Here is a 23,998-nt window from a genome sequence, read left to right as displayed (position 1 = left end):
AATGAAGACTATATATAATGTAAAAGCGCTGTGTGTTGTAGCCTTGCTTGGGACTACTGCCACAATGAGTGCACAGGAAGATACTTCGAAGAAACAGAATCTGGACCGGGAGATGACGCTCGAACGTGAATATGATCCGACGGTACAGGATGCAAGCAAAGTGAACACCCTTCCGGTCATCAAAGAACCGGAAGTGAAGAAGATGGCGATCGATTATGCCGGTTTTACGATCGCTGCCGATCCTCAGAAAGAGATCAGCCTGCTCCCTTCCGGTAATATCATGACGGATATCCAGTATAACAAACGCCGTGGTTATTTTAACTTCGGCGGCGGTACCTATCTGAACCTGAACGGTGACCTGGGGTATCATATCCTCAGCACAGACAAGGATCAGCTGAATATCTGGTTCTCACACCGTTCTACCAACGGCAAGGTGAAATATCTCCAGATAGATGAAAAGGTAAAAGCGAAGCTGAATGATAATATGGGCGGCCTTAACTTCAAGCATAACTTCGATAAGTTAGCTCTGAAGATGGGCGTTAAGTATGGTTATTCAGGATTCAATTATTACGGATTGCCGGCATTAGATCCACTTTCCAGTGTGGCTCCGAATTTAGCCAGCGATGTCGAAACCAACCAGGTCGCTCAAACGATCAAAGCGAATGTAGGCGTTGAATCAAAAGAAGATGCACCTGTTGGTTATCTGCTGGATTTAGGTTATACCAATTTCTCTTATAAATACGGAGCGGGCAAACAATTCGACGGACCGACAGAAGGAACATTCAATCTTAATTTTGGATTAAACGCAGGTTTTAGCGGTAATCAAAGAATTGGATTAGATGGAAACTTCCAATACTTCAACTATAGCTTACCAAATGAAATGAAGATACCGGAGGGAGAAAAAGCCGGATATATATATTATTTTGACAATTTTGCCGCAGCTACATTAAGTCCATATTATAAGGTAATAGGTGATAACTGGCATGTTAAACTGGGAGTGAACGCTATGTTTTTTAGCGGAGCAGAAAAAGAATTCATGGTGTCTCCCAACATTTCAGCAGACGTTGAAGTAGCAGACAAGACTGTATTGTATTTAAATGCTAATGGTAAATTAAATTCAAACAGTATGTATGACTTGTTTCAGGTAAACCGTTATGCATCTCCTACATCCAGACTAACCCCTTCCCGCAACTGGCTAGACGGTATCGTAGGAATCAAGAGTGGTGTTGCACCCGGTTTCTGGTTTGATGTTTTCGGCGGATATAAAATCACCAGCAACAACTATTTCTTTGTTCCGACACTCGCGTACGGAGATGAAGACTACTTCGGTTCTGCATGCGGTATGTTAAACGAAATAGATACAAAACAATTGTTGATTGGGGCTAATTTGAAATACAGTTACCAGCAATTGTTCGAAATCTCTTTGAAAGGTGTTTACAATAACTGGACAGCAGAATACAGTGACAAATATCCCGATACAGATTTAAGAGGAAAAGACGCCAAAGCATGGGGAATGCCGGAAATGGAAATCACTGCCGGTGTTACAGTGCGCCCGATCAAAAACCTGTCTGCTTCTTTGGACTATTATCTAGGGACCGGACGTGAGGCCAAACTGGGTTCTCAGGATGTGAAGATGGATAACATCAACGAACTGAACCTGACCGGAGCATACAACTTCAACGATACTTTCGGAATGTATCTGAAACTGAATAATGTATTATTCCAAAAGTATGAACTTTATTACGGATATCCGTTACAGAAGTTCAGTGCAATGATCGGAGTGAATATCAACTTCTAAGTTGATAAAGATATATAGGAGAAGGAGAATCCGGTTTTCGGGTTCTCCTTTTTTATTCCTACTTTTGTACCTAAATACGACGAACATGCAAGGAACAAAAAACCTGACACAAGGTCCCATCAAACGGCAGCTATTCAACCTGGCATTGCCGATCATGGGCACTTCTTTTATTCAGATGGCTTATAGTATAACCGATATGGCCTGGGTAGGACGCCTGGGAAGCGAAGCTGTTGCCGCTATCGGTGCTGTGGGTATCCTGACCTGGATGACCAACTCGATATCGCTATTGAATAAAGTCGGTTCGGAAGTGAGTGTCGGACAAAGTATCGGAGCACGGGATGAAGAGGATGCAAAAAACTATTCTTCTCATAACCTCACCATCGCTCTGATTATTTCCATCTGCTGGGGATTGCTGCTTTTTGTCTTTGCTCATCCGATCATCGGTGTATATAAGCTGGAAGCTCCTATTGCAGAGAATGCTGTCGAGTACTTACGTATCGTGTCTACAGCCTTTCCCTTTATTTTCCTGTCGGCAGCCTTCACTGGTATTCATAATGCTGCCGGAATGAGCAAAGTTCCGTTTTACATTAGCGGAACGGGGCTTATCATCAACATGCTGTTAGACCCGGTGTTCATCTTCGTATTTAATATGGGAACGGCAGGAGCTGCCTGGGCTACCTGGTTATCGCAAGCCACAGTATGTGCCATATTCGTTTATCAGCTAAAACAGAGGAGTAAACTATTCGGAGGCTTTTCATTCTTTGTCAAACTAAAGAAAAACTATTCCAAAAGAATCCTGCAACTGGGATTACCGGTTGCCATGCTAAACACATTATTTGCCATTATCAACATATTTATGGCCCGTACAGCGTCTACCTACGGCGGACATATAGGTTTGATGACACTTACCGCCGGAGGACAGATAGAAGCTATAGCCTGGAATACTTCACAAGGATTCAGTACAGCTCTAAGCGCATTTGTCGCCCAAAACTATGCAGCATCCGAAAAGAACAGAGTATTGGAGGCTTACCATACGACGTTGAAAATGACAGCCGTCTTCGGTATCCTGTGTACACTGTTATTCGTATTCTACGGCAGTGAGGTATTCTCGTGGATCGTGCCTCAACGGGAAGCCTATGAAGCCGGAGGTATTTTCCTGCGAATAGATGGATACTCCATGTTGTTTATGATGCTTGAGATCACCATGCAAGGTCTGTTCTACGGAACAGGACGAACGGTTCCACCTGCAATTATCAGCATTACTTTCAACTCGCTGCGTATCCCGATGGCGATCGCCTTATCGGCTATGGGACTAGGTATTGTCGGCGTTTGGTGGGCAATCAGTATATCCAGCATGCTGAAAGGAGTTGTTGCTTTTATTTGGTTCAGGATATTACAGAAGAGGATATTAAAATAAAAGTTACAGTTTCCCAGTTTGGGAAGCTGTAACTTTTATTTATATCAAACGAAGAAAAGGATCAATCGTTTTCCACCACGCGGATCATATCGAAGAAGAATTCGCCAGCCACTTCAGCACCCTTCTCTACAGTACCGGTCTTGATATCGTAGATATAGATGATAGCGTTGGTATCAGCCTCGGTATTCACACCAATGTAAGCTTTCTCGTTGAAAACAACAGAACGCTGAGAGAAGCGGCCACCGCTGTAAGCAATCTCTTTGCCGTCAAAGCTCAAACGAGTTCTTTCGCCTGTAGTAAGGTCGACGATAGAGTAATAGTGGCTGTAGCTATCAATTTTTGTACCGGCAGCATCATCACGCAAATAGACAAGAGCTTTGCCATTACCCAAATATTGCGTAGTCAGCACCTTACCTTCCGGATTCGGATAGCCGTTGTAGCTGGTATCGAAATCGGTTTCACCGTTGTTGATACGCAAGATATAGCCTTGCTCCATCTTCTCTGTTTCAGTAAATGCAGCCAGGTAAAGGTTACCGCTTTCATCGTACATAACACTGTTCTGCATTAGCTCGCCATACGCGCTTCCTGCCATTTCAGCAGCAATAGAGTTACGCTTGTTGCTCTCCACCGACAAGTCAGAAGGATTGAGGACAGCTGTATAGAATTGGGTAGTTGTCATACCACCTCTGCCGGATACACCATTCTTACCGAAATAAAAATAATACAACTTATCAGCCTTTTCATTATAGGTAAGGATACCCGAAGTTGAGAACTTCTTTGTTTCCTCGCCTTCTACTTCCGACTTCGGCAACGGGATATCCAACTCACCTTCTGCTATAATCGACATATTATCAGCATTCAACTTACTCCAAAGCACTTTAGAAGCATCGCCGCTGGCAGCCATAACCAATAAGGTATTGTCGTCAATCCATGTATGAGAATAAGAACGTACTTTATACGTATTTGTTTTGAACGGACAAGCTGCCACTTCCACTACCTGATTATTCTTAACCTGATACTTCACGAAGCGGTCGTTGCTGGAAGGCACCTGGTAGTAATACTTACCTCTTGAGATACTTTCCATCGCATAGTCACCCAGTTCAGTTCCTTCACCTTTTACCGTAATGGTTCCCATATCGGCAGTCAGTTTGCCTACGCTATTGACAATAGTGGTGTTATTGCTCGCCATACCGCCATGCTTACCTACGGTCAGGAACAAATCGAAGTGATACTTGCTTTCATCGAAAGCCGGAGCATCGCTTGTCACTGTCACTTCGCAAGTCGCTGTGAAACCACCATCATCTGTCTTTGCGGTAATTGTAGCTGCACCTTCGGCAACGGCTGTAACAACGCCTTTGTCTACCGTTGCAACAGCCTCATCCGAACTACTCCAGGATACAGATGTTACAGCAGCAGTACCAGGAGTAACAGTTGCGGTCAGTGTGCCGGTGGTTCCGGTTTTCAATGCCAATGTAGTCGGGCTGACAGTAACGCCGGTCACTGATACACTTTCTACCTCATCGTCGTCAGAACAAGCTGTGATTCCGAATGAAAGCAAAGCTGTCATAAAGGCTAACAATACAAATTTGAACTTCTTCATTTTCTTTTGTTTTAAATATGAATTAATTAATGAATACTCTGAATTTAGCGAAGAAAGCACGACCGGGCTTTTGCAGTTTATAATTGTCGTAGGCCGTCTCGTCAAGGAAGTTGGAACATTCCAATGAGATATTGTAGCGGTCGCGTTTCCATGAATAGGTGACATTGGCATTGCAGATACGTTGCGAAGGAATGCGTGCCTTCGTATCATAATTACCATACGCCTCCCAGGTCAGGAAATACCAATGCACCCACTGTAGCGAACATCCCAACCGTAACTTATTATCCGGAAACAAAAGATTACGGAACGTATAGCTCGCCTCAGCACCTCCGAACAACCAGGGGCGGTTGGGCACGTGATTATTGTATGTGGCAGAGGGTTTGCCGTCCTCTTTGAACTCTTTCTGATCGCGGGCATCCTGGTAGCTGACATTCGCCATGAGTTGCAGCCGTCCGTCCCAGTCGTAACGAACTTCTCCTTCCACTCCTTTGATATGGACAGCCGGATCGTTGACATACTGCAACATTCCCTCCTTTTCGATAACGGAAGTTTGTATGTAATTGTCTACATAGCGCAGGAAGCCATTCGCCTCATAATAAATGGAATGTCCGGCAGCAGGAAACCAGGTTCCGAACAGGGCGAAATTGACATTGTCACTCTTCTCCGGCTCCAGCGCCACGTTGGCATAGATAGTCGTTCCATTGCCCAACAACTCGCGGGCGATCGGCAAACGTACGCTATGCTCGTAGGAAACCTTTACTGCCAGGGGAGCGAAGAACTCATAACGCAGTCCGGCTCCGTATCCAAAATAATTCTTGGTAGCCGCGCCTTGCACCTTGTTCGAGCCGGTTACAGTAGACTGGTCGGTCTGTTGGATATTGGGGCGATTCACGTAGTCTTTTGCGAAGAATACATTCTGCATCTTACCGTCAAAAAACGACTGACTGTAGGTCAGTCCGAGAATATGTTTGGTGACCGCATCGTTAGACGGCTCAAAACTTTTGTCCAAATCGTCATAACGGTCGTTGCCCGTCCGGCTCAGATTATAGTTCAGGTTAAAACCATGATGCTCGTTCAGCTGATAATCCAGATTGGCTCGTGCGATGGTCAGCGGACGTTTATAATGACGCATGGAAGGTTCCCCGCCCCGGATTTCGTTGCGTTGACTTACGATATAGCCGCCATCCCAGTAATATTTACGATAAGCGGTATCGATTGTGAGGGAGTGATCCCATGTCTGTGATAAGGTCGCCTTCAATGTCATGTTTTCAGTGAGGAAGTTACGCTTGCTGTAACGTGCCGAGACGTTCCAGGCATCCGAATTGCGTTCTGCCATGCCATATACTTTGGTCTGCACCGAACCGGTCTGCAACTCCTTATCCGTTTTGGAGTAAGAAGCCGATACAAAGAATTCGTCTGCCCAGGATTTGCCTGTAACGCCTGCTTCCATCTGTGCTAACAGTGAAAAATAACCGTCATGGAAACGTTTGGGATTGCCATTGATAAACCGGTCGCCCGCCTCATTGCGCACCTGCACATCTTTCATTCGGTAATCATTTTTCGAATAGTTGATACCGATGGCAGGACGCACGATCAACCCCGTACGCCGTTCCACAAACTGCGCATTCAGATCGGCACTATGTGTATGAAAGGAACCGATACTGTAGGAGGCATCCAGGAAATTCGTCTTTTCCGCTTTGGTAATGATATTGATAGCACCACCCAATGCATCCGTTCCCAATGAGGCTGGCACTACTCCTTTATAGATCTCCACCCGGTCGATCAGGTTGACAGGCAGATTGGCCAGCGTCACATGGCTGCCTTTACTGTCTAAAGGTACGCCATCAATAAAATAACGGACGGAGTTACCCGATAACCCGTTGATGGAAAGGTCAAAATCAGAACCGACTCCCCCCTCTTCCCTAATCTTAATACCGGTAGTCCGGTTCACAATCTCACTAAGATTCTTTAGTGAATTAATCTGTGGCCTTATATCGAGGGCATTGACAGAAAAAGCACTTTCTTTGACCCTTTGGGTTTTCGTTTTACCATACACTTGTACCGATTCCAGTGTAATCGTCCGAAGCGTAGTGTCCTTATCCTGTGCCACCAGACTCACAGAACACAAACAAAAAAACAATAGAAAAACAGGTATGAAACTTCTCATTCCATCAAATACTTTAAATTGTTATGACAGACTTTCGAAGAATGTACAATGATACACATGAACAGACAGAATCCGCAATCAGATGAAGCAAAATCCTTCTCGTACATGTTTTTCAGCCCTATTCCTCGAAAGCTTAAAACTACTGATCCTGGCAGGTCTTCTGACTTACTCCATCATTGAACGTCCTTCCCATTCATTACGAACAGTGGATTGAGTTATGTTCAACGACTTTGGCGGAGCTTACAGCAGCGGGTCTGTTCAGGATTTTCACCTGATTCCCTTTTCATCACCCTTCCGTAGAACTGGAATTGTGACACCAAAACCGATGACAAAGGTAAAGATTATTTTTAAACAGTACCCTATTTTTTATAAATGATCGTAGATTTGTATTAACGGAACGAACTATTCTTTACTTTTGTTGGCAGAATATAATTTATAGCAAACATTAATAATATGAGCAATTCATTCAAACCGGCAACTTTGTGTGTACAAGGTGGTTGGCAACCGAAAAAGGGAGAGCCGCGTGTACTCCCTATCTATCAGAGTACTACATTCAAGTATGAAACCAGCGAACAGATGGCTAAACTGTTCGACCTGGAAGAGAGTGGTTATTTTTATACTCGTCTGCAGAATCCGACAAACGATGCCGTAGCATCCAAAATTGCAGCGTTGGAAGGTGGTGTTGCCGCCATGTTGACTTCATCGGGACAGGCCGCCAATTTCTTTGCCTGTTTCAATATTTGCGAAGCCGGCGATCATATTGTAAGTGCAACCGGTATCTATGGAGGTACATACAACTTGCTGTCCGTTACACTGAAAAAACTAGGTATCGAATGTACTTTCATAGATCAGGATGCCAGCGAAGAAGAGATCAGTAAGGCTTTCCGTCCGAGTACAAAGTTATTATTCGGCGAAACGATCTCCAATCCGGGAGTGATGGTGTTGGATATTGAGAAGTTTGCCCGTATCGCTCATAGCCACGGTGTGCCTTTGATTGTCGACAATACATTCGCGACACCGATCAACTGCCGTCCATTCGAATGGGGTGCTGACATCGTAACACATTCTACTACTAAATATATGGACGGACACGCTACTGCAGTCGGTGGCTGTATCGTCGACAGCGGTAATTTCGACTGGGAAGCACATGCCGACAAATATCCGGGGCTTTGCCAACCGGACGAATCTTATCACGGACTGACTTATACAAAGACATTCGGCAAGATGGCTTATATCACAAAAGCAACCAGCCAGCTGATGCGTGACCTGGGTTCTATTCAGTCTCCTCAGAATGCATTCCTGTTGAATTTGGGTCTGGAAACATTGCATTTACGTATGCCACAGCATTGTAAAAATGCATTGGCTGTTGCTAAATGGTTACAGAACTGCGATAAGGTTGCCTGGGTGAACTATCCGGATCTGGAAGGGAATAAATATTATGACCTGACAAAGAAATATCTGCCGAACGGTTCATGTGGCGTGTTGTCATTCGGCCTGAAAGGTGGACGTGATGTTTCTATCAAGTTCATGGATAGCTTGAAGCTGGCAGCTATCGTTACTCACGTAGCAGACGCCCGTACTTGTGTGCTTCACCCGGCAAGCCATACTCACCGTCAGTTGACAGACGAGCAGTTGAAGGAAGCCGGTATTGCTCCGGATCTGATCCGTTTCTCTGTCGGTATCGAAAGTGCAGACGATATTATTGCGGATATTGAGCAGGCTTTGAAGCAGTAAGATATACTTATCAGACAGATAATCGTATTGTATAGAATACGATTATCTGCCAAAATCGTTCTCTATACAATACGATTTTCCTATTTAACATAATGAACTCCGTTTCCCAGAACTATTCAAAAACAAAACCCCGATGACAGAATATCATCGGGGTTGTTTTTTGTCCATTTCCTCACTTCACAGGGATACTCATGGAGAACTTTATTTTATTACTAAAATTACGCTTCCAGTTTGTTCACCTTCACAGGCTACTCACCCTTCCCCGAAGGAAAGAGTAGAGAAGCTATGTTTTATTTAATTATTCTTTAATTCTTATTTAACGATTGCTTTAACAGCTGCTTCGCCGTCAACAGCTACTACAACTACACCTGCAGGAACAGAGATGGTAGCGTCGTCAGAAGAAAGAACTGTGTTAGCGATTGTCTGACCAAGAACGTTAGCGATAGTAACTTTCTTACCTACAGCACCCTTGATTGTGACATCACCGTTACCGGCAATTACACTTACAGAAGTAGCGTCGATTGTTTCGTTAGCAACAGGATTTTTAGTTTCTTCAACGTTCATGTTGAATACTTCAGCCTGATCGCGAGCTGTAATAACAGCAGGAGTACCGTTCAACCATTTGATGAAACCGATAGTCAGATCACCAGCAGCATCTCTTGTCTGAGTTTCGATGATGAAAGAACCGGCTTCTCTGTCGATATAACGGAATGCATATTTACCGATAGCTTCGCCATTATCTTTACCAACCCAGATAGAATCACCTACTACGTTGTTAGCACGTTCGATGAACAATGTATCATTAGTGTGGAAACCTTTAACGAAAGCAAGCTTGTAGCTCTGGTTGTTTTCCCATACATAAGGATTGTCATGTTTGTCGAATCCATAAGCATAAGCAGAATCAACCATATTTACCAGGAAGCGACCAAAAGTAGTATCAGCCTTGTGCTGAACATGACCCGGAACACCACACCAGTCGTCAGAGATAACGCGTTTTGCATTTACAGCCAACAGATACTGAGGCTTGTTAGTGTTGTTACGAACATAAGCAGTATCTACGAACAATGCAGGGTTCATATCTTTTACGTCAGCAATATGCTGCATACCTAAGAACTGTCCTCTTTCGTAAAGAGCGATCTTTTCGTTACCTTCTTTGTAGATAGAGATTGTATCGAATGTTGCTACCGGACGATAGTTAGGAGCATCAACCGGATCGATTACAAATAAATCATTGTCAGTCAGATAATACATACCTTCAGCTGTTTCATTCTGATTCACTTTGTCATCAGAGAATGCACCGTACAGCTTAACACTGTTGTCTGCCATCTGAGTACCAGGAGTTGCAACGATCAGGTTGTAAACACCTTCACCTTTTTGTTTGATAACGAATTTAACAACGTTAGCATTACGAGCATCATCCAATTTATTCAAATCAGGATTACAATAATAAGCTTTCTTTTCTGAATTATAGCTCAGGAATTCACCATTATCTTCGTTGTAGATAGCATAAGTAAATGCAACCAAAGTATCTTTCTTTGTATCATATTTACCATCGCTATTCTTATAACCTAAATTACGAACATAGATGATAGAGTCATTCGATGCATCTTTCTTTTCTTCAAACTTAACAAGTCTCCAGTTTACAGCGTTCCCTTTATCTGTGCTCAAACCAACGAAGTGACCTGCAGAGTTATGCTTTTCTGTCAAATAAACATTTTCTGTTACAGCAGAATAAACAGCGATATTAAATGCAGTCTTTTCCAGTTCCAGATTCTGAGAATAGTTCTTGTAACCATCATATTTATCACCTACTGTAGCAGGAACGATCTTGATAGTATCACCATTGTTTGCATATACTGCGTCTTCATCTGTATAATATAACTGAGCAGCAGTATATGTTTTACCTGATTCACGGTTTGTGAAAGTAAATGCACCGTCACCTGTAGAAGTGATAAGGAATTGACCTTCCGGTTTATTCAACATAACTCTTTCTGCATCAACTGCTGAAGCCAAAGCAGTTGTTGTCGGACCAAATACTTTTCCATAAGTATTTTTGTGTGCTGTTGATTCGTCACGGTCTTTGCTTATGATATTTACAATACCTAACAATTTCAGACGCGGAACGATATTGCTACCACCTAAAGCAATGAAAGTATCATTACCTTCACCTGTTCCAACATAATATTTACCTTCGAAAGTGAATACTGTAACGAATGCATCAGAAACAGAAGTCTTATGGTGATCTAAGATATGAGCTGTTCCATTACCAAAAACGCCATTAGAAACCTTTGCTTCTGTAGAAGCAATTTTCAATACTTTAGGAGCATTAACATCTGCACTTACAGCGAAAACAGCGTTACCTAGAAGTCTTGTAACAGCCAAATCAGCATTAGTTGCACCTGTTAAACCGTGAGCAGTTGTACCATAGATTTTGCCATCTTCTGTTACCATTTCAGAACCCTTAACCACCTTATATTTATAAGAGGTAGTCAAGCTTGCGTTCAAAGTTGAATAACTGATTGTATCAACAACGATGAATTCAGAAGCACGGAAAGCTTTGATTTCAGATTCAGTAGCTGCAGGAGCTGTAAAACCTTCGAAAGAACCAGATACTCTGAACACATAAGACATAGCGTCTGCTGCAGCTGTTGCTTTATCTAAAGACACAGCCTTAATTGTGTTAGAAGTAAACGGATTAGCTTCAACAGTCAGGTTATCTTTCAAATCTGCTTTCTTCTTGAAAGACAGTTTAAATGCTGAACCTAAGTTGTCATTCAATGTTTTTGCAGAGATACCCGCTGCAGGAACTACATAGAGTTTAAAATCTGTTGCAGAAGCAGTTGTACCAAATGTTGCTGCATTACCACTTGCGGCATCCAATGTTACATCTTTATCTGTAACACCTGTTGAAATCTTAGCTCCACCATTAGCTTCAGCACCTGCAGCATCATCATACCACTTAAAATAAGTAATAGCAGTTGCCATATTAGCTTCACTCTGATCTGCCACAAAAGCAGTACCATCAGCTTTTGCAGCTAACAATTGACCTGACTTCTCATTCTTGAATACAAATTTGTATCCATTAGAAGTAACGCTCGTAACAGTCCATTGAGCATACTCATCCAAACCTGCCTCATCAATAGTTAAGAGTGATTTGTCTTCAGCCTTAATACTTAAAAATAAGGAACCATCTGCACTCAAGTAATATTTATTACCTGAAACAAAAGTTGTAGCTACTTCAACTGCAGCCTTAACATTTGAGAACAGCGCACCGACCATCAGAAAGATGGTCAAAAGTGTAGAAAACTTTTTGTTCATAATCAAAAATTTAATATTAATACTAAGTAATTATAAGTTCTATTCTATAATAATGCCGATCAATCTTCTGTCGGCTTGCTTGTACGATCGTCAAATACTTCAGCAAAAGTAAGCAATAGTTTTATATCCGCAATTATTTCTACTGATTTTTTTTCATTACCATACTCTTTCTTATCAATTGAATACGATACGCTGTACCAAACAGGCTGTAAAAATAACAAACCTTGTTTTTCCCTTGTATGTACCTACTGTTATATGAATAATATCTATCCAAAAAGATCAATCTCTTACAGAGAATAAACCTATATTAATGTACGCGTACATTAAATAAATCCTACAAAACCAATCTTATACAGTATGAACCCACCTTTATTGCCACATTCATCTACCTTCATCCATAAAATCCACTTATTTTCTTCCCTCTTATTATTGACTTTACCAATAGATTTGCTTATATTTGTATTACTAATTTCATCCTATAACAAAAGAAAATAAAGTCACGTTCTCCTGACTTCTAAGTATTCAGCATAGGAGATCTAAAAATTTTCTTACTATGTTTCATAAGTAAAATACATTCATTCCGAATCAGAAAGGCTATGGTTACTGATAGGCAAGGCATACCTTACATTTACGCAATGCCTTAGTTACATATTTCAAACACCAGAGAAAAAACCTTAAACCTCCTATCTTTAGTACTTAATTCTCCTATCCTAAATGCTTAATTCCAGAAAGCAAAAAACAGTCGCTTAATCATAACACGCTTAAATACACACTTACATTAATGTCTTCGCTACCCGATACACCCAGTGCATAGACAAGCGATGCCAGGCAGAAGACGGCATCTCCTCCATCAGCAAATCTTCGCGGAACTCACGTAAGATCAGCCAGTCCGCCTGCTGTACCCAATGGCGGAACACAGGATTCGGCTGATGGCTTTCTGACAAATGCAGCAAAGCGTCCAAATCAAAACGGTCAGCTACCGCACCGGCTCCGGACAAAGATGCATCATAGGCATTACACGCCTGCTCGATATGAGTCGGAACCATCAGGACAGGTTTCTCCAGATACATCGCCTCGCAGACAGATTCAAAACCCGCAGTCGTGGCATACGCTTTCGCATTGGCCATATATTTAACGAAACGGATATCATTCAGCTGATGAAAAGAAAGCGTACTGTCTACCCGGGTAGTCTCACCTGCCCCTTTCTTATCCCAGAAAAAATGCATCGATACTTCCGGATGAGCGGCATGCCACTCCTTTACCTCCTCGCTGAATCCGCTGTTCAATAAATAACCATGCAGATAATTTCCTTTACGGGGAGTTTTGTTTATCACCTCCTTACGCAACAATGGAGGAACGACGACCATCTTGTCGGCAGGCACTTCGCGCATCTTCCGGAAAGACAAAGCCAACTTCTTCGTGGCACCGATAGCCGTCACACGCGTGAAGAATTTTAACAAAGACAAAGAAACCGTATTCAACTTCGGGAAAGAGAAGTCCGGATGCAAGAACAGGTATTGATGAGCAATACAAACCATCATCGCTTTCGGACGGCAGAACAGATAAGTCAATCCCGTCAGCAACTCATAAAAGTTGACGACCACGTCTGCCCCTGTCTTTTTTATCATACGGTCAATATAACGAATGCTGCCCATATAGGTATGCAGTTGCAACACATTATAACCTACACTTTTCAGCAAATTAACCTGCTTATTCTTTGCCGTAGGCAGGAAGTTCGGACTTTCAAACGGATAAACCGGTGCAGTGATCTTCTCCGTAAAGAAATCGGGTATGCTGCGGGCTGGACTTTTTCCGACAAGCACACCGACCACCTGGTGACCTTCATCCTCCAGCTTCTGACGGAGAGACAAAGCCTGTGTCAGATGCCCTCTGCCCTCCCCTTGTATGATAAACAGCATTTTCATATCACTTCAGCATATAATAAAGGTTTCCGGGCAGTCTCTTCGTCCGTATCGTAGTCTGCCTTATTGTAAGTAACAATATTCCACTCACCTTGTTCATCCTCCACCAGGGCAGTCATACTTTCCACCCAATCGCCGGAGTTCAGGTAATGGACATTGTCATACCAGACATTGGCGGCCTGATGGATATGTCCGCAGATAATTCCGTCCAGATGCTTGATCTGGGCCAGTTTGACCAGCTCCTTTTCAAAATCGGAGATATAGGAAACGGCACTCTTCACCCGGTGCTTCACATGCTGTGAAAGGGAGAAGTAAGGTTTTCCGTGCTTCTCACGGTTCTTGTTATAAATTTTATTCAGCCACAACAAGAAAGTATACCCGATATCGCCTAGCATCGCCAGCCAACGCATATGGGTGGTTATCGTGTCAAAAATGTCACCATGAGTCACCAGGTAACGTTTCCCGTGACTGTTCAACAGATAGTCTTTTACAATAGAAATGTTAGAGAACCGGAACGGCACCAAAGCATCCAGGAAGTCATCGTGGTTGCCGCGTACATAAACAATCTGCGTCCCTTTCTTCTCCATCATCTTCATCAGTACTTTGAAGAAATCGGTCTGCGCCTGTTTCCAACGCTTACCGGACTTCTGCAGTTGCCAGCCATCGATGATGTCGCCGTTCAGTATCAGGCGGTCGCAGTCGATATGTTTAAGGAAATTGGTTACTTCTTTTGTCCTGGAGTGTTCAGAACCCAGGTGAATGTCAGAAAGCACAACAGTCGGATAATATTTTCTTAGTTTCATACGTAAGATATTTACACTATACAAAGGAACAGAACCACTGTTACAGTGTTGCAACAACCGTATGAAGATGATATAAAAAAGGCAGCCGCTTGAAACAAGGGCTGCCTTATGTTTAAAGGATAATTTTCTATTAATCTTCTGTTTGTGTCGCTTCGTATGCTTTCAGCAACTTGTCCTGTACATCTGACGGAACAAGTTCGTAAGAGGCAAACTTCATCGTGAATGAAGCACGACCACCCGTGATGGAACTCAGAGAAGTAGAATAGTTGGACATTTCCTTCAAAGGAACTTTTGCCAACAACTTTTCAAATCCCTTTTCACTGTTCATACCCATAATGATGGCACGACGACCTTGTAGGTCACTCATCACATCACCCAGATAATCACCCGGAACGGATACTTCTACGTCATAAACTGGTTCAAGAATCTTAGGTCCTGCTTCTTTAAAGGCAGTACTGAAGGCATTACGACCGGCCAGCATGAAAGAAATTTCATTACTGTCTACCGGGTGCATCTTGCCATCATAAACAATGATGCGCACGTCACGGGCGTACGAACCGGTCAACGGTCCCTGTTCCATACGTGCCATAATACCTTTCAGAATAGCCGGCAAGAAACGTGCATCGATGGCTCCACCAACGATACTGTTTACAAACACCAGCTTACCACCCCAGTCCAAATCAATAGTTTGCGTATCACGTACGCTAATTTTATATTCCTGTCCGCCGAAACGATACATATCCGGAGCCGGCATACCTTCGTAATACGGTTCCACGATCAGGTGAACTTCACCGAACTGACCGGCACCACCGGACTGCTTCTTATGACGATAGTCTGCACGTGAAGCCTTAGTAATTGTTTCACGATACGGAATCTTCGGTTCAAGATATTCGATCGGCAGTTTATCATTATTTTCAATTCTCCATTTCAACGTACGCAGGTGGAACTCTCCCTGTCCTGAAACGATTGTCTGTTTCAGTTCTTTCGATTGTTCGATTACCCATGTCGGATCTTCCTCACGCATACGGTTCAGGATTTCCATCATCTTTTCTGCATCCGATTCATTGACCGGTTTAACAGCACGGCGATATTTAGGATCCGGATATTTGATAAAGTCGAATTTATAATCGCATCCCTTGCCGTTCAACGTATTACCGCGACGTACGTCTTTCAGCTTAACAGTTGCACCGATATCACCGGCAACCATCTCAGTCACAGCATTACGTGTCTGGCCGGCAACAGAGAATAACTGTGCTATACGTTCTTTCGAACCCCGGTCTGCATTCAGTAAATCGTCTCCTTCTTTTACTTTTCCTGATATCACTTTAAAATAGGAAACCTGACCGATATGCGGTTCTATCGTTGTCTTGAAGAAGAACAGACTGGTCGGACCGTCGGCAACCGGAGTCACTTCTACGCCTTCAGTAGTCACCGGACGCGGCATCTTATCGGTACAAGGCACCACGTTACCCAGGAATTCCAATGTACGGCGAACGCACATATCACGTCCTGCACAAACACAGAATACAGGGAACATACTGCGGGTCACCAGACCTGCACGGATACCTGCACGCATATCGTCTTCGCTTAACGTACCTTCTTCGAAGAATTTCTCCATCAGCATATCGTCATTTTCTGCCGCTGCCTCAACGAGCGCTTTGTGAAGTTCCATTGCTTTGTCCATTTCTTCTTCCGGAACTTCCAGCACATCAGGCACACCGCCTTCGGGTTTCCAACGGTACATCTTCATCTTCAATACGTCGACAACGGCGTTGAAAGAAGTTCCCGTACTGATCGGATATTGGATAGGAACGATCTTGCTACCGAACTGATCTCTCAGCTGGGCAATTGTTCCGTCGTAGTCCGCCTTATCGTTATCTAATTGATTGACAACGAAAATAACGGGTTTATGAAATTGTTCTGTATACCGGAACTGGTTCAATGTTCCCACTTCCACACCATACTGGGCATTCAATACCATCAGTGCCGTATCGGTCACGTTCAAAGCTGAAACAGCTCCACCGATAAAGTCATCCGAACCCGGACAATCGATGAAATTCAACTTCCTGTCCTGCCATTCAACACTGAAAACGGTTGAGAACACTGAGTAGCCATACTCCTTCTCAACCGGGAAATAGTCGCTCACCGTATTCCCTGCGTCTACAGAGCCGCGACGTTTTATAACTCCACCCTCGTAAAGCATCGCTTCAGCGAGAGTGGTTTTCCCAGAGCCCGAACTTCCCAAGATAGAGATGTTCTTAATTTCGTTTGTTTGGTATACTTTCATGATATCAGGTATTTTTGAGTTTAACAATAAATATCATTACGTGAATTGCTCACGAGGCCGCAAATTAGAGAATGTACAGGAAAAAAGCAATTATCGCCCCGTGTTTGAGAACTATGTTATGCAGCAGGCCTTGTATTTACTGAATATTTTGTACATTTGTCGTCATTAACTTTCTTGCGAAAGTTCGCATTTACTTATATTTCATGATTCACAAATTACGAACTGTATTACTGGCTATCTGCTGTCACACTACATTATTATATGGACAAACAACAGACCCGTCTCTTACCTATCATGTAGAAACTGGTGCTACTGCCGGAGGAGGTAATTATGCCCCGCTTTGGTTTACTGCCAACAGGAACGGTCTGTCCAGTATCGAGCCGAACAGCATCTATCTGAAAACCGGGCTTACCTTCTCCAAAAAGTTGAACCATCACTGGGATATACGGACTGGTCTCGATTTGGCTACAGCGGCAAACAATACTTCCGCTTTTATCATTCAACAGGCCTATGCGGACATATCCTGGCAATGTCTGACAATGAGTATCGGCAGCAAAGAACGCGATCCTTTCGGGAAAAATCCGCAACTAAGCAGCGGCGGAATGGTAGAGGGAAATAATACCCGCCCCGTCCCCCAGGTAAGAGTGGGGATCGAGGAGTTCACCAATATTCCTTTTACCAATGCCTGGTTGAAGGTGAAAGGGTACATCGCTTACGGACGTTTTACCGACGACCGCTGGCAACGTGATTATGTCGCCGTCAACAAGCAATATGTAGAAGATGTATTGTATCATAGCAAGTCCCTCTTATTCCGTATCGGCAAAAAGGAGAAGTTTCCTTTGGAGCTCGACTTCGGAATGATCATGGCGGCACAGTTCGGCGGCACAGTCTACGAAAATGATGCCAACCATCAGAAAAGACAAATATATACAATGCCTGTCGGGGTCAAAGATTTCTTCGATGTACTTATTCCCGGGAAGGGGGGTGATGATACTCCCATGGGGGAACAGGTCAATATCCTAGGCAATCATGTGGGCAGCTGGAACATTGCATTAAACTACTACCTGAACGACTGGAAATTCAGGGGATATTATGAACATTTCTTCGACGACCACTCCCAAATGTTCTTTGAGTACGGACGATGGAAAGACGGACATATCGGCTTGGAAGTGATCTTCCCGCACAACCGCTGGATCAGCACCTTTGTATGGGAAGGACTGGCAACCAAAGACCAAACCGGGCCAATGCTTTACGACGGTTTTGCCGGTCATTTCGACGAATACCAAATCAGTGCCAAAGACAATTATTATAATAACTACTATTATCAAAGCTGGCAACATTGGGGTATGGGAATGGGGAATCCTCTTTTACCCGGACCTATCTATAATGAAGATAAAAGTCTATTGCTCAGAAGCAACCGTGTATTATCACAACACATCGGATTCAGTGGAAATCCGTCAAAAGAAATAAGCTATCGCGTGCTGATGAGCTATTCCAGACATTGGGGAACGTACGATAATCCGTTGGATGAAGTTTGCAAACAGTTCAACTCGCTGTATGAAGTCACATACAGTCCGCGGAAGTTACGGGGATGGTCTGTCTCTGCAGCCCTTGGACTCGACCACGGAACTTATTTAGGAAATAACACCGGCGGCATGCTAACAATCAAAAAAGAGGGAATCATCCTGAAATAAAATATATGAAACCGACAATGATAAAGAATCTGAATATATTTATCGTACTTCTTTTCCTTACCGTCTTTTCAAGCGGCTGCGAGAAGGCACCGATAAACGGCAATGCTGACGGACAATGGCAGTTGATGCATTTCGAAACGACGGACGGAACCATTCACCCGTGCGAACGTATATATTATGCCATACAATTACAGTTGGTAGAAATCAGAGATAAAAGTGAGAACAAATACGGTACTTTCGTCGGCCGTTTCAATTACGACCAGGAGGCCGAAAAGATTACAGTAAAAGAGTTTAGTGTTCCCTACAATACAAACACATTGGCCACTCGCGAGCAGCTCCTGCCTTTCGGCATGGACAGTACAGAAACAGTATTCGACGTAATCAAAGCAGACGGTAAATCCTTAATTCTCCGGTCGGACTATGCAACGTTAACATTCCGGAGTTTTTGATAAGCAGCTTTTTTACCTACATTTGTTATCGAAATAACTAAATCAGTCCGATATGGCAGGTCTTTATATACACGTTCCGTTCTGTGCCAAACGATGTTTGTATTGCGATTTCTTTTCCAACACGGAAATGAAATACAAGGAACCATATGTAACTGCCCTTATCCGTGAACTGGAAATAAGAAAGGATTACATCGGCAATGAACCGTTAGAAACGATCTACTTCGGAGGTGGAACTCCCTCCCAACTACAAGCCACTGACTTCGAACGTATATTTGATGCCATACAACGCTTATTCGACACATCCGGTTGCAAGGAGGTCACACTCGAAGCCAATCCGGATGATATGACACCCGAGTATGTTACCGGCCTTCGCAGATTTCCTTTCAACCGTATCAGCATGGGGGTACAAAGTTTCAAGGCGGAAGACCTGCGCTTCCTCAACCGCCGGCACGACCGGGAACAAGCCTTGCGGGCTGTTGAGTTATGCAAAGAAAATGACCTCGCGAATATAAGTATCGATCTGATCTACGGCTTGCCCGGACAGACTTTGAAAGAATGGGAGTCGAACCTCGATATGGCCATCCGACTAGATATTCCCCATATCTCCGCTTACCATTTAATATATGAAGAGGGAACCGCCTTATATAAATTAAAGGAAGCCGGAAAGATATCTCCTGTCGAAGAAGAGGTCAGCGTATCTCTTTTCACCTCCCTGATCGACCGGCTGACGGCAAACGGCTATCTTCATTACGAAATATCCAACTTCGCACGTCCCGGAATGATCTCCCGTCATAACAGTTCCTACTGGACCGGGAAGAAATACCTGGGAGCAGGTCCGTCCGCTCACTCCTACAATGGGGAAAGCCGCCAATGGAATGTTTCTTCCCTTCCGGCCTATATCCGGGGGATTGAAAGCGGATCACCGGAGATAGAGGTGGAAGAGCTGGATATAAACACCCGTTATAACGATTTCATTATTACCGGTCTTCGTACTATGTGGGGCGTCAATTTAACTGAAATTCAAGGACAGTTCGGAAACGACAAATTAATCTATTGCCAAAAGCAGGCTGCCCCCTACCTCAAACAAGGACTTCTTATTGAAAAAGACGCAACCCTGACGCTCTCCCGCAACGGAATTTTCATATCGGATAGTATAATGAGCGACCTTTTATGGGTCTAAAATTAACAAAACAGGCCTCCGAAACAACGAAACAGGGGGTTATTCGTACAAATTCTGCACATTTTCACGATTTTTGAGAAATAAATAGTACAACATATTAAACTATTATCTATATTTGCCCTGTCAAAAAGCAGCAAATAGTGCCATATTTATATATAATATCAGGTTGCAACGGAGCAGGGAAGACCACAGCTTCATTTACAATTCTTCCAGAGATGTTGAAGTGTAAAGAGTTTGTGAACTCCGACGAGATAGCCAAGGGGCTTTCCCCTTTTAACGCAGATAGCATCGCCGTAGCTGTAGAAGCAAGCCGAATTATGTATAAGCGCATTAAAGAACTCATCGCAGCCGGTGAGACTTTTGCAATGGAAACTACGCTCGCCACCCGGTCAGTCGCAAATCTGATTAGGGAAGCACAAAGGGAAGGATATTATGTTACATTGTTATATTTCTGGCTGAATACGCCGGATCTGGCAGTGGAACGGGTAAAAATGAGAGTGGCAGCCGGTGGTCATAACATACCGGAGAGTACTATTCGCCGTAGATATGAGGCGGGTATTCACAATCTTTTTGAACTATATATCCCCATTAGTGATTATTGGATGGTAACAGACAATTCTATGTCTCCGATGGAAGTAATCGCCAAAGGATTCAGGAATGAAAAAAAAGAGATATATAATTCGGATATTTACACTAAACTTGAACATCATGAGTGAACAAGAAGTAAGAGAATTTGAAGAGAATATAGTTAAAGGTGCCAATATAGCTTTTCAACGCTTAGTTAACCAGAAAAAGAAAGAAGACGGCGAATTAGTCTTCTCTCGCAACGGATATATTTTCCGCGTAAAGGCAGCTGACCTGGAAAAAGGCATATTTTAATTATATCAGATATAAAAAAAGCGAGTGATCTTTCGATCATTCGCTTTTTTTATGATAACAACTCCCATTATCCGATTATTCTACCAGATCCATTTCCTCCAACAGGTAACCGGCACCGGCATATTTATCGATCAGGAACAGGACGTAGCGGATATCTACGATAATACTGCGCTGGTAATCCGGCAGGTATTGTATATCACCTCCTACACCTTCCCAGTTACGGTCGAAGTTAATACCGATCAGTTCTCCGTTTGCATTCAAAACAGGGCTACCTGAGTTTCCTCCGGTACTATGTGTCGTCGCACTGAAAGCAACAGGCATTTTTCCATTCGCCATACCGTAACGGCCAAAGTCTTTTGCGGCATACAATTCTTTCAGGCGGGCAGGAACAACAAACTCCCAGTTGGTCGAGTCTTCTTTTTCCATCACACCGTCAAGCGTTGTCTGACAACTGTAATAATCGGCATCCCGCGGACTATATCCTTTCACCTGGCCGTAAGTCAGACGCAGGGAGAAATTGGCATCGGGGAAATTGGCTTTATCCTGATACATGGCCAACAGCCCTTTTACATACATCCGGTGAGCGATGGCATAACCGGCATCGAAATCCGCCAGAGCAGCATTCAGGTTAGACTTTTCTTCCTGCACTGATTTAGCAAACAGGATCATCGGGTCTTCTTCCAGTGCTTTAACGGAAGGGCGCGTTTTAAACTTATCGAAGTTTTCTTCACTACCATAGATAGATTTGTCGAACAGATAATCCACAAAACGGTCTACATCTCCTTTGAACTTCTTGTCGATCAGAGCAAAGTAAGCCGGTTGCGACTTAGCCGGAACCAAGCGGCGATATTCCTTCAACATCACTTTGGCAATCTTCTTGTCCACTTCGGGTGCGTAATCCTTATCGGCAAAACGGTGGTAGGCCATTTCCAGCAGACGTACCTGCTTCTGTTGTTCGCTGCGGTCTTTACCCTTCAGGGCTTCACTGACAGCTTGAATATCCGAAGGCACTTTTGTGAATTCAATACCGCGCAGGATTGCTTCATCCAGCATCCAGCTACGGAAGCGAAGGTCTTTGCGATCGGAAACGATCTGTTCGATCGTAGATAAGGCTTCCGGATAATCAGACTCGTCATTATCCTGCGACCAGGCGATCAGGCGATCCTGCTCTTCCTTCTTTACCTGTTCGAAGTTACGTTTTTTTATCGCCCAATTGCTACCGATAGCATTTTTGTAAGCATTAGTCGATCCGGCATATTTGCTGGCGTACTGGATACGTACAGACGGATCTTTCAGCATCTCGTCCAGCATCACTTCCTGACGAAGGTTGCGGACATTAATACGGACTGCATTGTCGATATCACGACGTTCGGCAACTTCCCAGGAGGTATAATACTTATTTGTACGTCCGGGAAATCCCATCATCATGGCGTAATCGTCTTCTTCCACTCCCTTTATAGAGATCTTGAACCAACGCTTAGGACGCAGCGGAACGTTCGATTCGGAATATTCAGCCGGGTTACCGTTGGCATCGGCATAGACACGGAAAACGGAAAAGTCGCCCGTATGACGCGGCCACATCCAGTTGTCGGTGTCGGCACCGAACTTACCGATAGATGAAGGGGGAGCTCCGACCAGGCGGATATCCGAATAGATCTTCTTCGTGAACATATAATATACGTTACCGCCGTAGAAGGCTTTGATCTCGACTTCCGTTCCGGGGTTATCCTGCAGGAACTTCTCTCCTACCCGGGTTTTAGCCAGTCCGTTCAGGTATTTGGGAGAAAGGAAATTCATACTGTTCGGATCGGTATCTTTCTCGAGTTCCGCTTTCACGTAGTCGGTGACATCTTCTATTTTGTCAATGAAGGTCACGGTCAGTCCCGGATTGGGAAGTTCCTGGTCACGGGTAGTTGCCCAAAAGCCGTCGGTCAGGTAATCGTGCTCCAGCGTACTGTGTTGCTGTATCTGGCCGTATCCGCAGTGATGGTTGGTCAATAACAAACCGTCCGGCGATACGATCTCACCGGTACAACCGCCGCCGAAAATGACAACGGCATCTTTCAGCGAGGCAGAGTCGGGACTATAAATGTCGTAATCCTGCAACTTCAAGCCCAGTGCCTGCATCTCCGGAAATTTCTGTTGCTTAAGTAAAGGAAGCAACCACATTCCTTCGTCGGCTACGGCCGGCAATGACAGAGCGGCAGCCAAAAGGGATAATAAGATTCTCTTCATAGTGTTTTATCGTTTAAATTAGTACTATTTCTTCGCCCATCCGGTATAAGGTTCTTTGGTAAGCATCGAGTTGTAATATCTCCTGTCGCCGCTTACCTCTTCCCCTATCCATTCCGGTTTCTCAAATACTTCGTCTTCGGAAGCCAGTTCTATTTCGGCCATAACCAGGCCTTCGTTGGCTCCGTGAAAGACATCCACTTCCCAGATATGCTTCCCTGCACGGACAAGGTGGCGCACTTTATCGATGGCTCCCGGTTCGCATAGCTTCAATAACTGTTCGGCATCCGCAAGCGGCACTTCCTGTTCGAATTCGTAACGGCTCAGTCCTTTTTCGTCCGAAGGGCCTTTGATAGTCAGAAAACCTTTCTCCCCACGAATACGAACACGCACCGTGCGTCCGGGCTCAGAACAGATATATCCCTGCACAATACGTTGCGCGTCGAATACATCGGCAGAGAAGTCGCCTTTTACAATAAACTTTCTTTCTATTTCGGTAGCCATATCATTCTCGTTTA

At 43.9% G+C, this 23,998-nt stretch carries 16 protein-coding genes and 1 riboswitch; of the genes, 8 read left to right on the top strand and 8 right to left on the bottom strand.

Annotation, left to right across the window (positions count from 1 at the left end; translation table 11 throughout):
• The first annotated feature begins 1 nt into the window (after position 1).
• Together P3L47_RS10360 and P3L47_RS10355 are read left to right on the top strand one after the other, a co-directional pair.
• Complete coding sequence (locus tag P3L47_RS10360) at positions 2-1,798, top strand: TonB-dependent receptor (RefSeq protein WP_277783553.1); 1,797 nt, start codon at positions 2-4, stop codon at positions 1,796-1,798.
• A gap of 85 nt (positions 1,799-1,883) precedes the next feature.
• Positions 1,884-3,215, top strand: coding sequence for an MATE family efflux transporter (locus P3L47_RS10355; protein ID WP_277783552.1), 1,332 nt, complete (start codon positions 1,884-1,886; stop codon positions 3,213-3,215).
• Between the two features lie 61 nt (positions 3,216-3,276).
• On the opposite strand, the gene P3L47_RS10350 is transcribed toward P3L47_RS10355, so the two are convergent.
• Positions 3,277-4,815, bottom strand: coding sequence for an Ig-like domain-containing protein (locus P3L47_RS10350; protein WP_277783551.1), 1,539 nt, complete (start codon positions 4,813-4,815; stop codon positions 3,277-3,279).
• A 22-nt stretch (positions 4,816-4,837) separates the two neighbouring features.
• Entirely contained in the window at positions 4,838-6,982 is a 2,145-nt protein-coding gene (locus tag P3L47_RS10345) for a TonB-dependent receptor domain-containing protein (RefSeq protein ID WP_277783550.1), read from the bottom strand.
• A gap of 133 nt (positions 6,983-7,115) precedes the next feature.
• Positions 7,116-7,318, bottom strand: a riboswitch (cobalamin riboswitch).
• A gap of 117 nt (positions 7,319-7,435) precedes the next feature.
• Here P3L47_RS10345 and P3L47_RS10340 point away from each other — a divergent pair.
• Positions 7,436-8,716: an O-acetylhomoserine aminocarboxypropyltransferase/cysteine synthase family protein gene (locus P3L47_RS10340; RefSeq protein ID WP_277783549.1), complete on the top strand. Its 1,281-nt coding sequence runs from the start codon at positions 7,436-7,438 to the stop codon at positions 8,714-8,716.
• A gap of 312 nt (positions 8,717-9,028) precedes the next feature.
• Here the strand turns inward: P3L47_RS10340 and P3L47_RS10335 are convergent, their stop codons facing one another.
• The 4 genes from P3L47_RS10335 to P3L47_RS10320 all read right to left on the bottom strand — a co-directional run bounded on the left by P3L47_RS10335 (position 9,029) and on the right by P3L47_RS10320 (position 17,046).
• Positions 9,029-12,034, bottom strand: a complete 3,006-nt coding sequence (locus P3L47_RS10335; RefSeq protein WP_277783548.1) for a DUF6383 domain-containing protein — start codon at positions 12,032-12,034, stop codon at positions 9,029-9,031.
• Positions 12,035-12,807: 773 nt separating this feature from the next.
• Positions 12,808-13,959, bottom strand: coding sequence for a glycosyltransferase family protein (locus P3L47_RS10330; RefSeq protein WP_277783547.1), 1,152 nt, complete (start codon positions 13,957-13,959; stop codon positions 12,808-12,810).
• Positions 13,956-14,759, bottom strand: coding sequence for a UDP-2,3-diacylglucosamine diphosphatase (locus P3L47_RS10325; RefSeq protein WP_277783546.1), 804 nt, complete (start codon positions 14,757-14,759; stop codon positions 13,956-13,958). Before P3L47_RS10325 ends, P3L47_RS10330 begins: the two co-directional genes overlap by 4 nt.
• Positions 14,760-14,889: 130 nt before the next feature.
• The gene (locus P3L47_RS10320) at positions 14,890-17,046 is read right to left on the bottom strand and encodes an elongation factor G (RefSeq protein ID WP_122361021.1); all 2,157 of its coding nucleotides are present in this window, start codon (positions 17,044-17,046) and stop codon (positions 14,890-14,892) included.
• Positions 17,047-17,249: 203 nt separating this feature from the next.
• On the opposite strand from P3L47_RS10320, the gene P3L47_RS10315 reads away from it, so the two are divergent.
• From P3L47_RS10315 to P3L47_RS10295, 5 genes are all read left to right on the top strand, one after another.
• Positions 17,250-18,740 carry a capsule assembly Wzi family protein gene (locus P3L47_RS10315; protein ID WP_277783545.1) on the top strand — a complete coding sequence of 497 codons (1,491 nt, stop codon included), beginning with the start codon at positions 17,250-17,252 and terminating at the stop codon, positions 18,738-18,740.
• Positions 18,741-18,745: 5 nt separating this feature from the next.
• Positions 18,746-19,189: a lipocalin-like domain-containing protein gene (locus P3L47_RS10310; protein ID WP_233577038.1), complete on the top strand. Its 444-nt coding sequence runs from the start codon at positions 18,746-18,748 to the stop codon at positions 19,187-19,189.
• Between the two features lie 52 nt (positions 19,190-19,241).
• Positions 19,242-20,369: a radical SAM family heme chaperone HemW gene (gene hemW, locus P3L47_RS10305; protein ID WP_277783544.1), complete on the top strand. Its 1,128-nt coding sequence runs from the start codon at positions 19,242-19,244 to the stop codon at positions 20,367-20,369.
• Between the two features lie 140 nt (positions 20,370-20,509).
• Positions 20,510-21,085 (top strand): ATPase, encoded by a 576-nt coding sequence (locus P3L47_RS10300; RefSeq protein ID WP_122361024.1) that lies wholly within the window; start codon positions 20,510-20,512, stop codon positions 21,083-21,085.
• Complete coding sequence (locus P3L47_RS10295) at positions 21,078-21,248, top strand: hypothetical protein (RefSeq protein ID WP_165359785.1); 171 nt, start codon at positions 21,078-21,080, stop codon at positions 21,246-21,248. The genes P3L47_RS10300 and P3L47_RS10295 overlap by 8 nt, the downstream gene beginning before the upstream one ends.
• 75 nt (positions 21,249-21,323) lie before the next feature.
• Here the strand turns inward: P3L47_RS10295 and P3L47_RS10290 are convergent, their stop codons facing one another.
• Positions 21,324-23,483 (bottom strand): S46 family peptidase, encoded by a 2,160-nt coding sequence (locus P3L47_RS10290; RefSeq protein WP_277783543.1) that lies wholly within the window; start codon positions 23,481-23,483, stop codon positions 21,324-21,326.
• 24 nt (positions 23,484-23,507) lie between these two features.
• The gene (locus tag P3L47_RS10285; RefSeq protein ID WP_129729500.1) at positions 23,508-23,984 is read right to left on the bottom strand and encodes a CYTH domain-containing protein; all 477 of its coding nucleotides are present in this window, start codon (positions 23,982-23,984) and stop codon (positions 23,508-23,510) included.
• Positions 23,985-23,998 lie beyond the last annotated feature (14 nt).

The sequence above is a fragment of the Parabacteroides chongii genome, from assembly GCF_029581355.1.
Taxonomy (GTDB): domain Bacteria; phylum Bacteroidota; class Bacteroidia; order Bacteroidales; family Tannerellaceae; genus Parabacteroides; species Parabacteroides chongii.
Note: the sequence above shows the minus strand (reverse complement) of the source record. Positions and strands in the feature narration are given on the sequence as shown.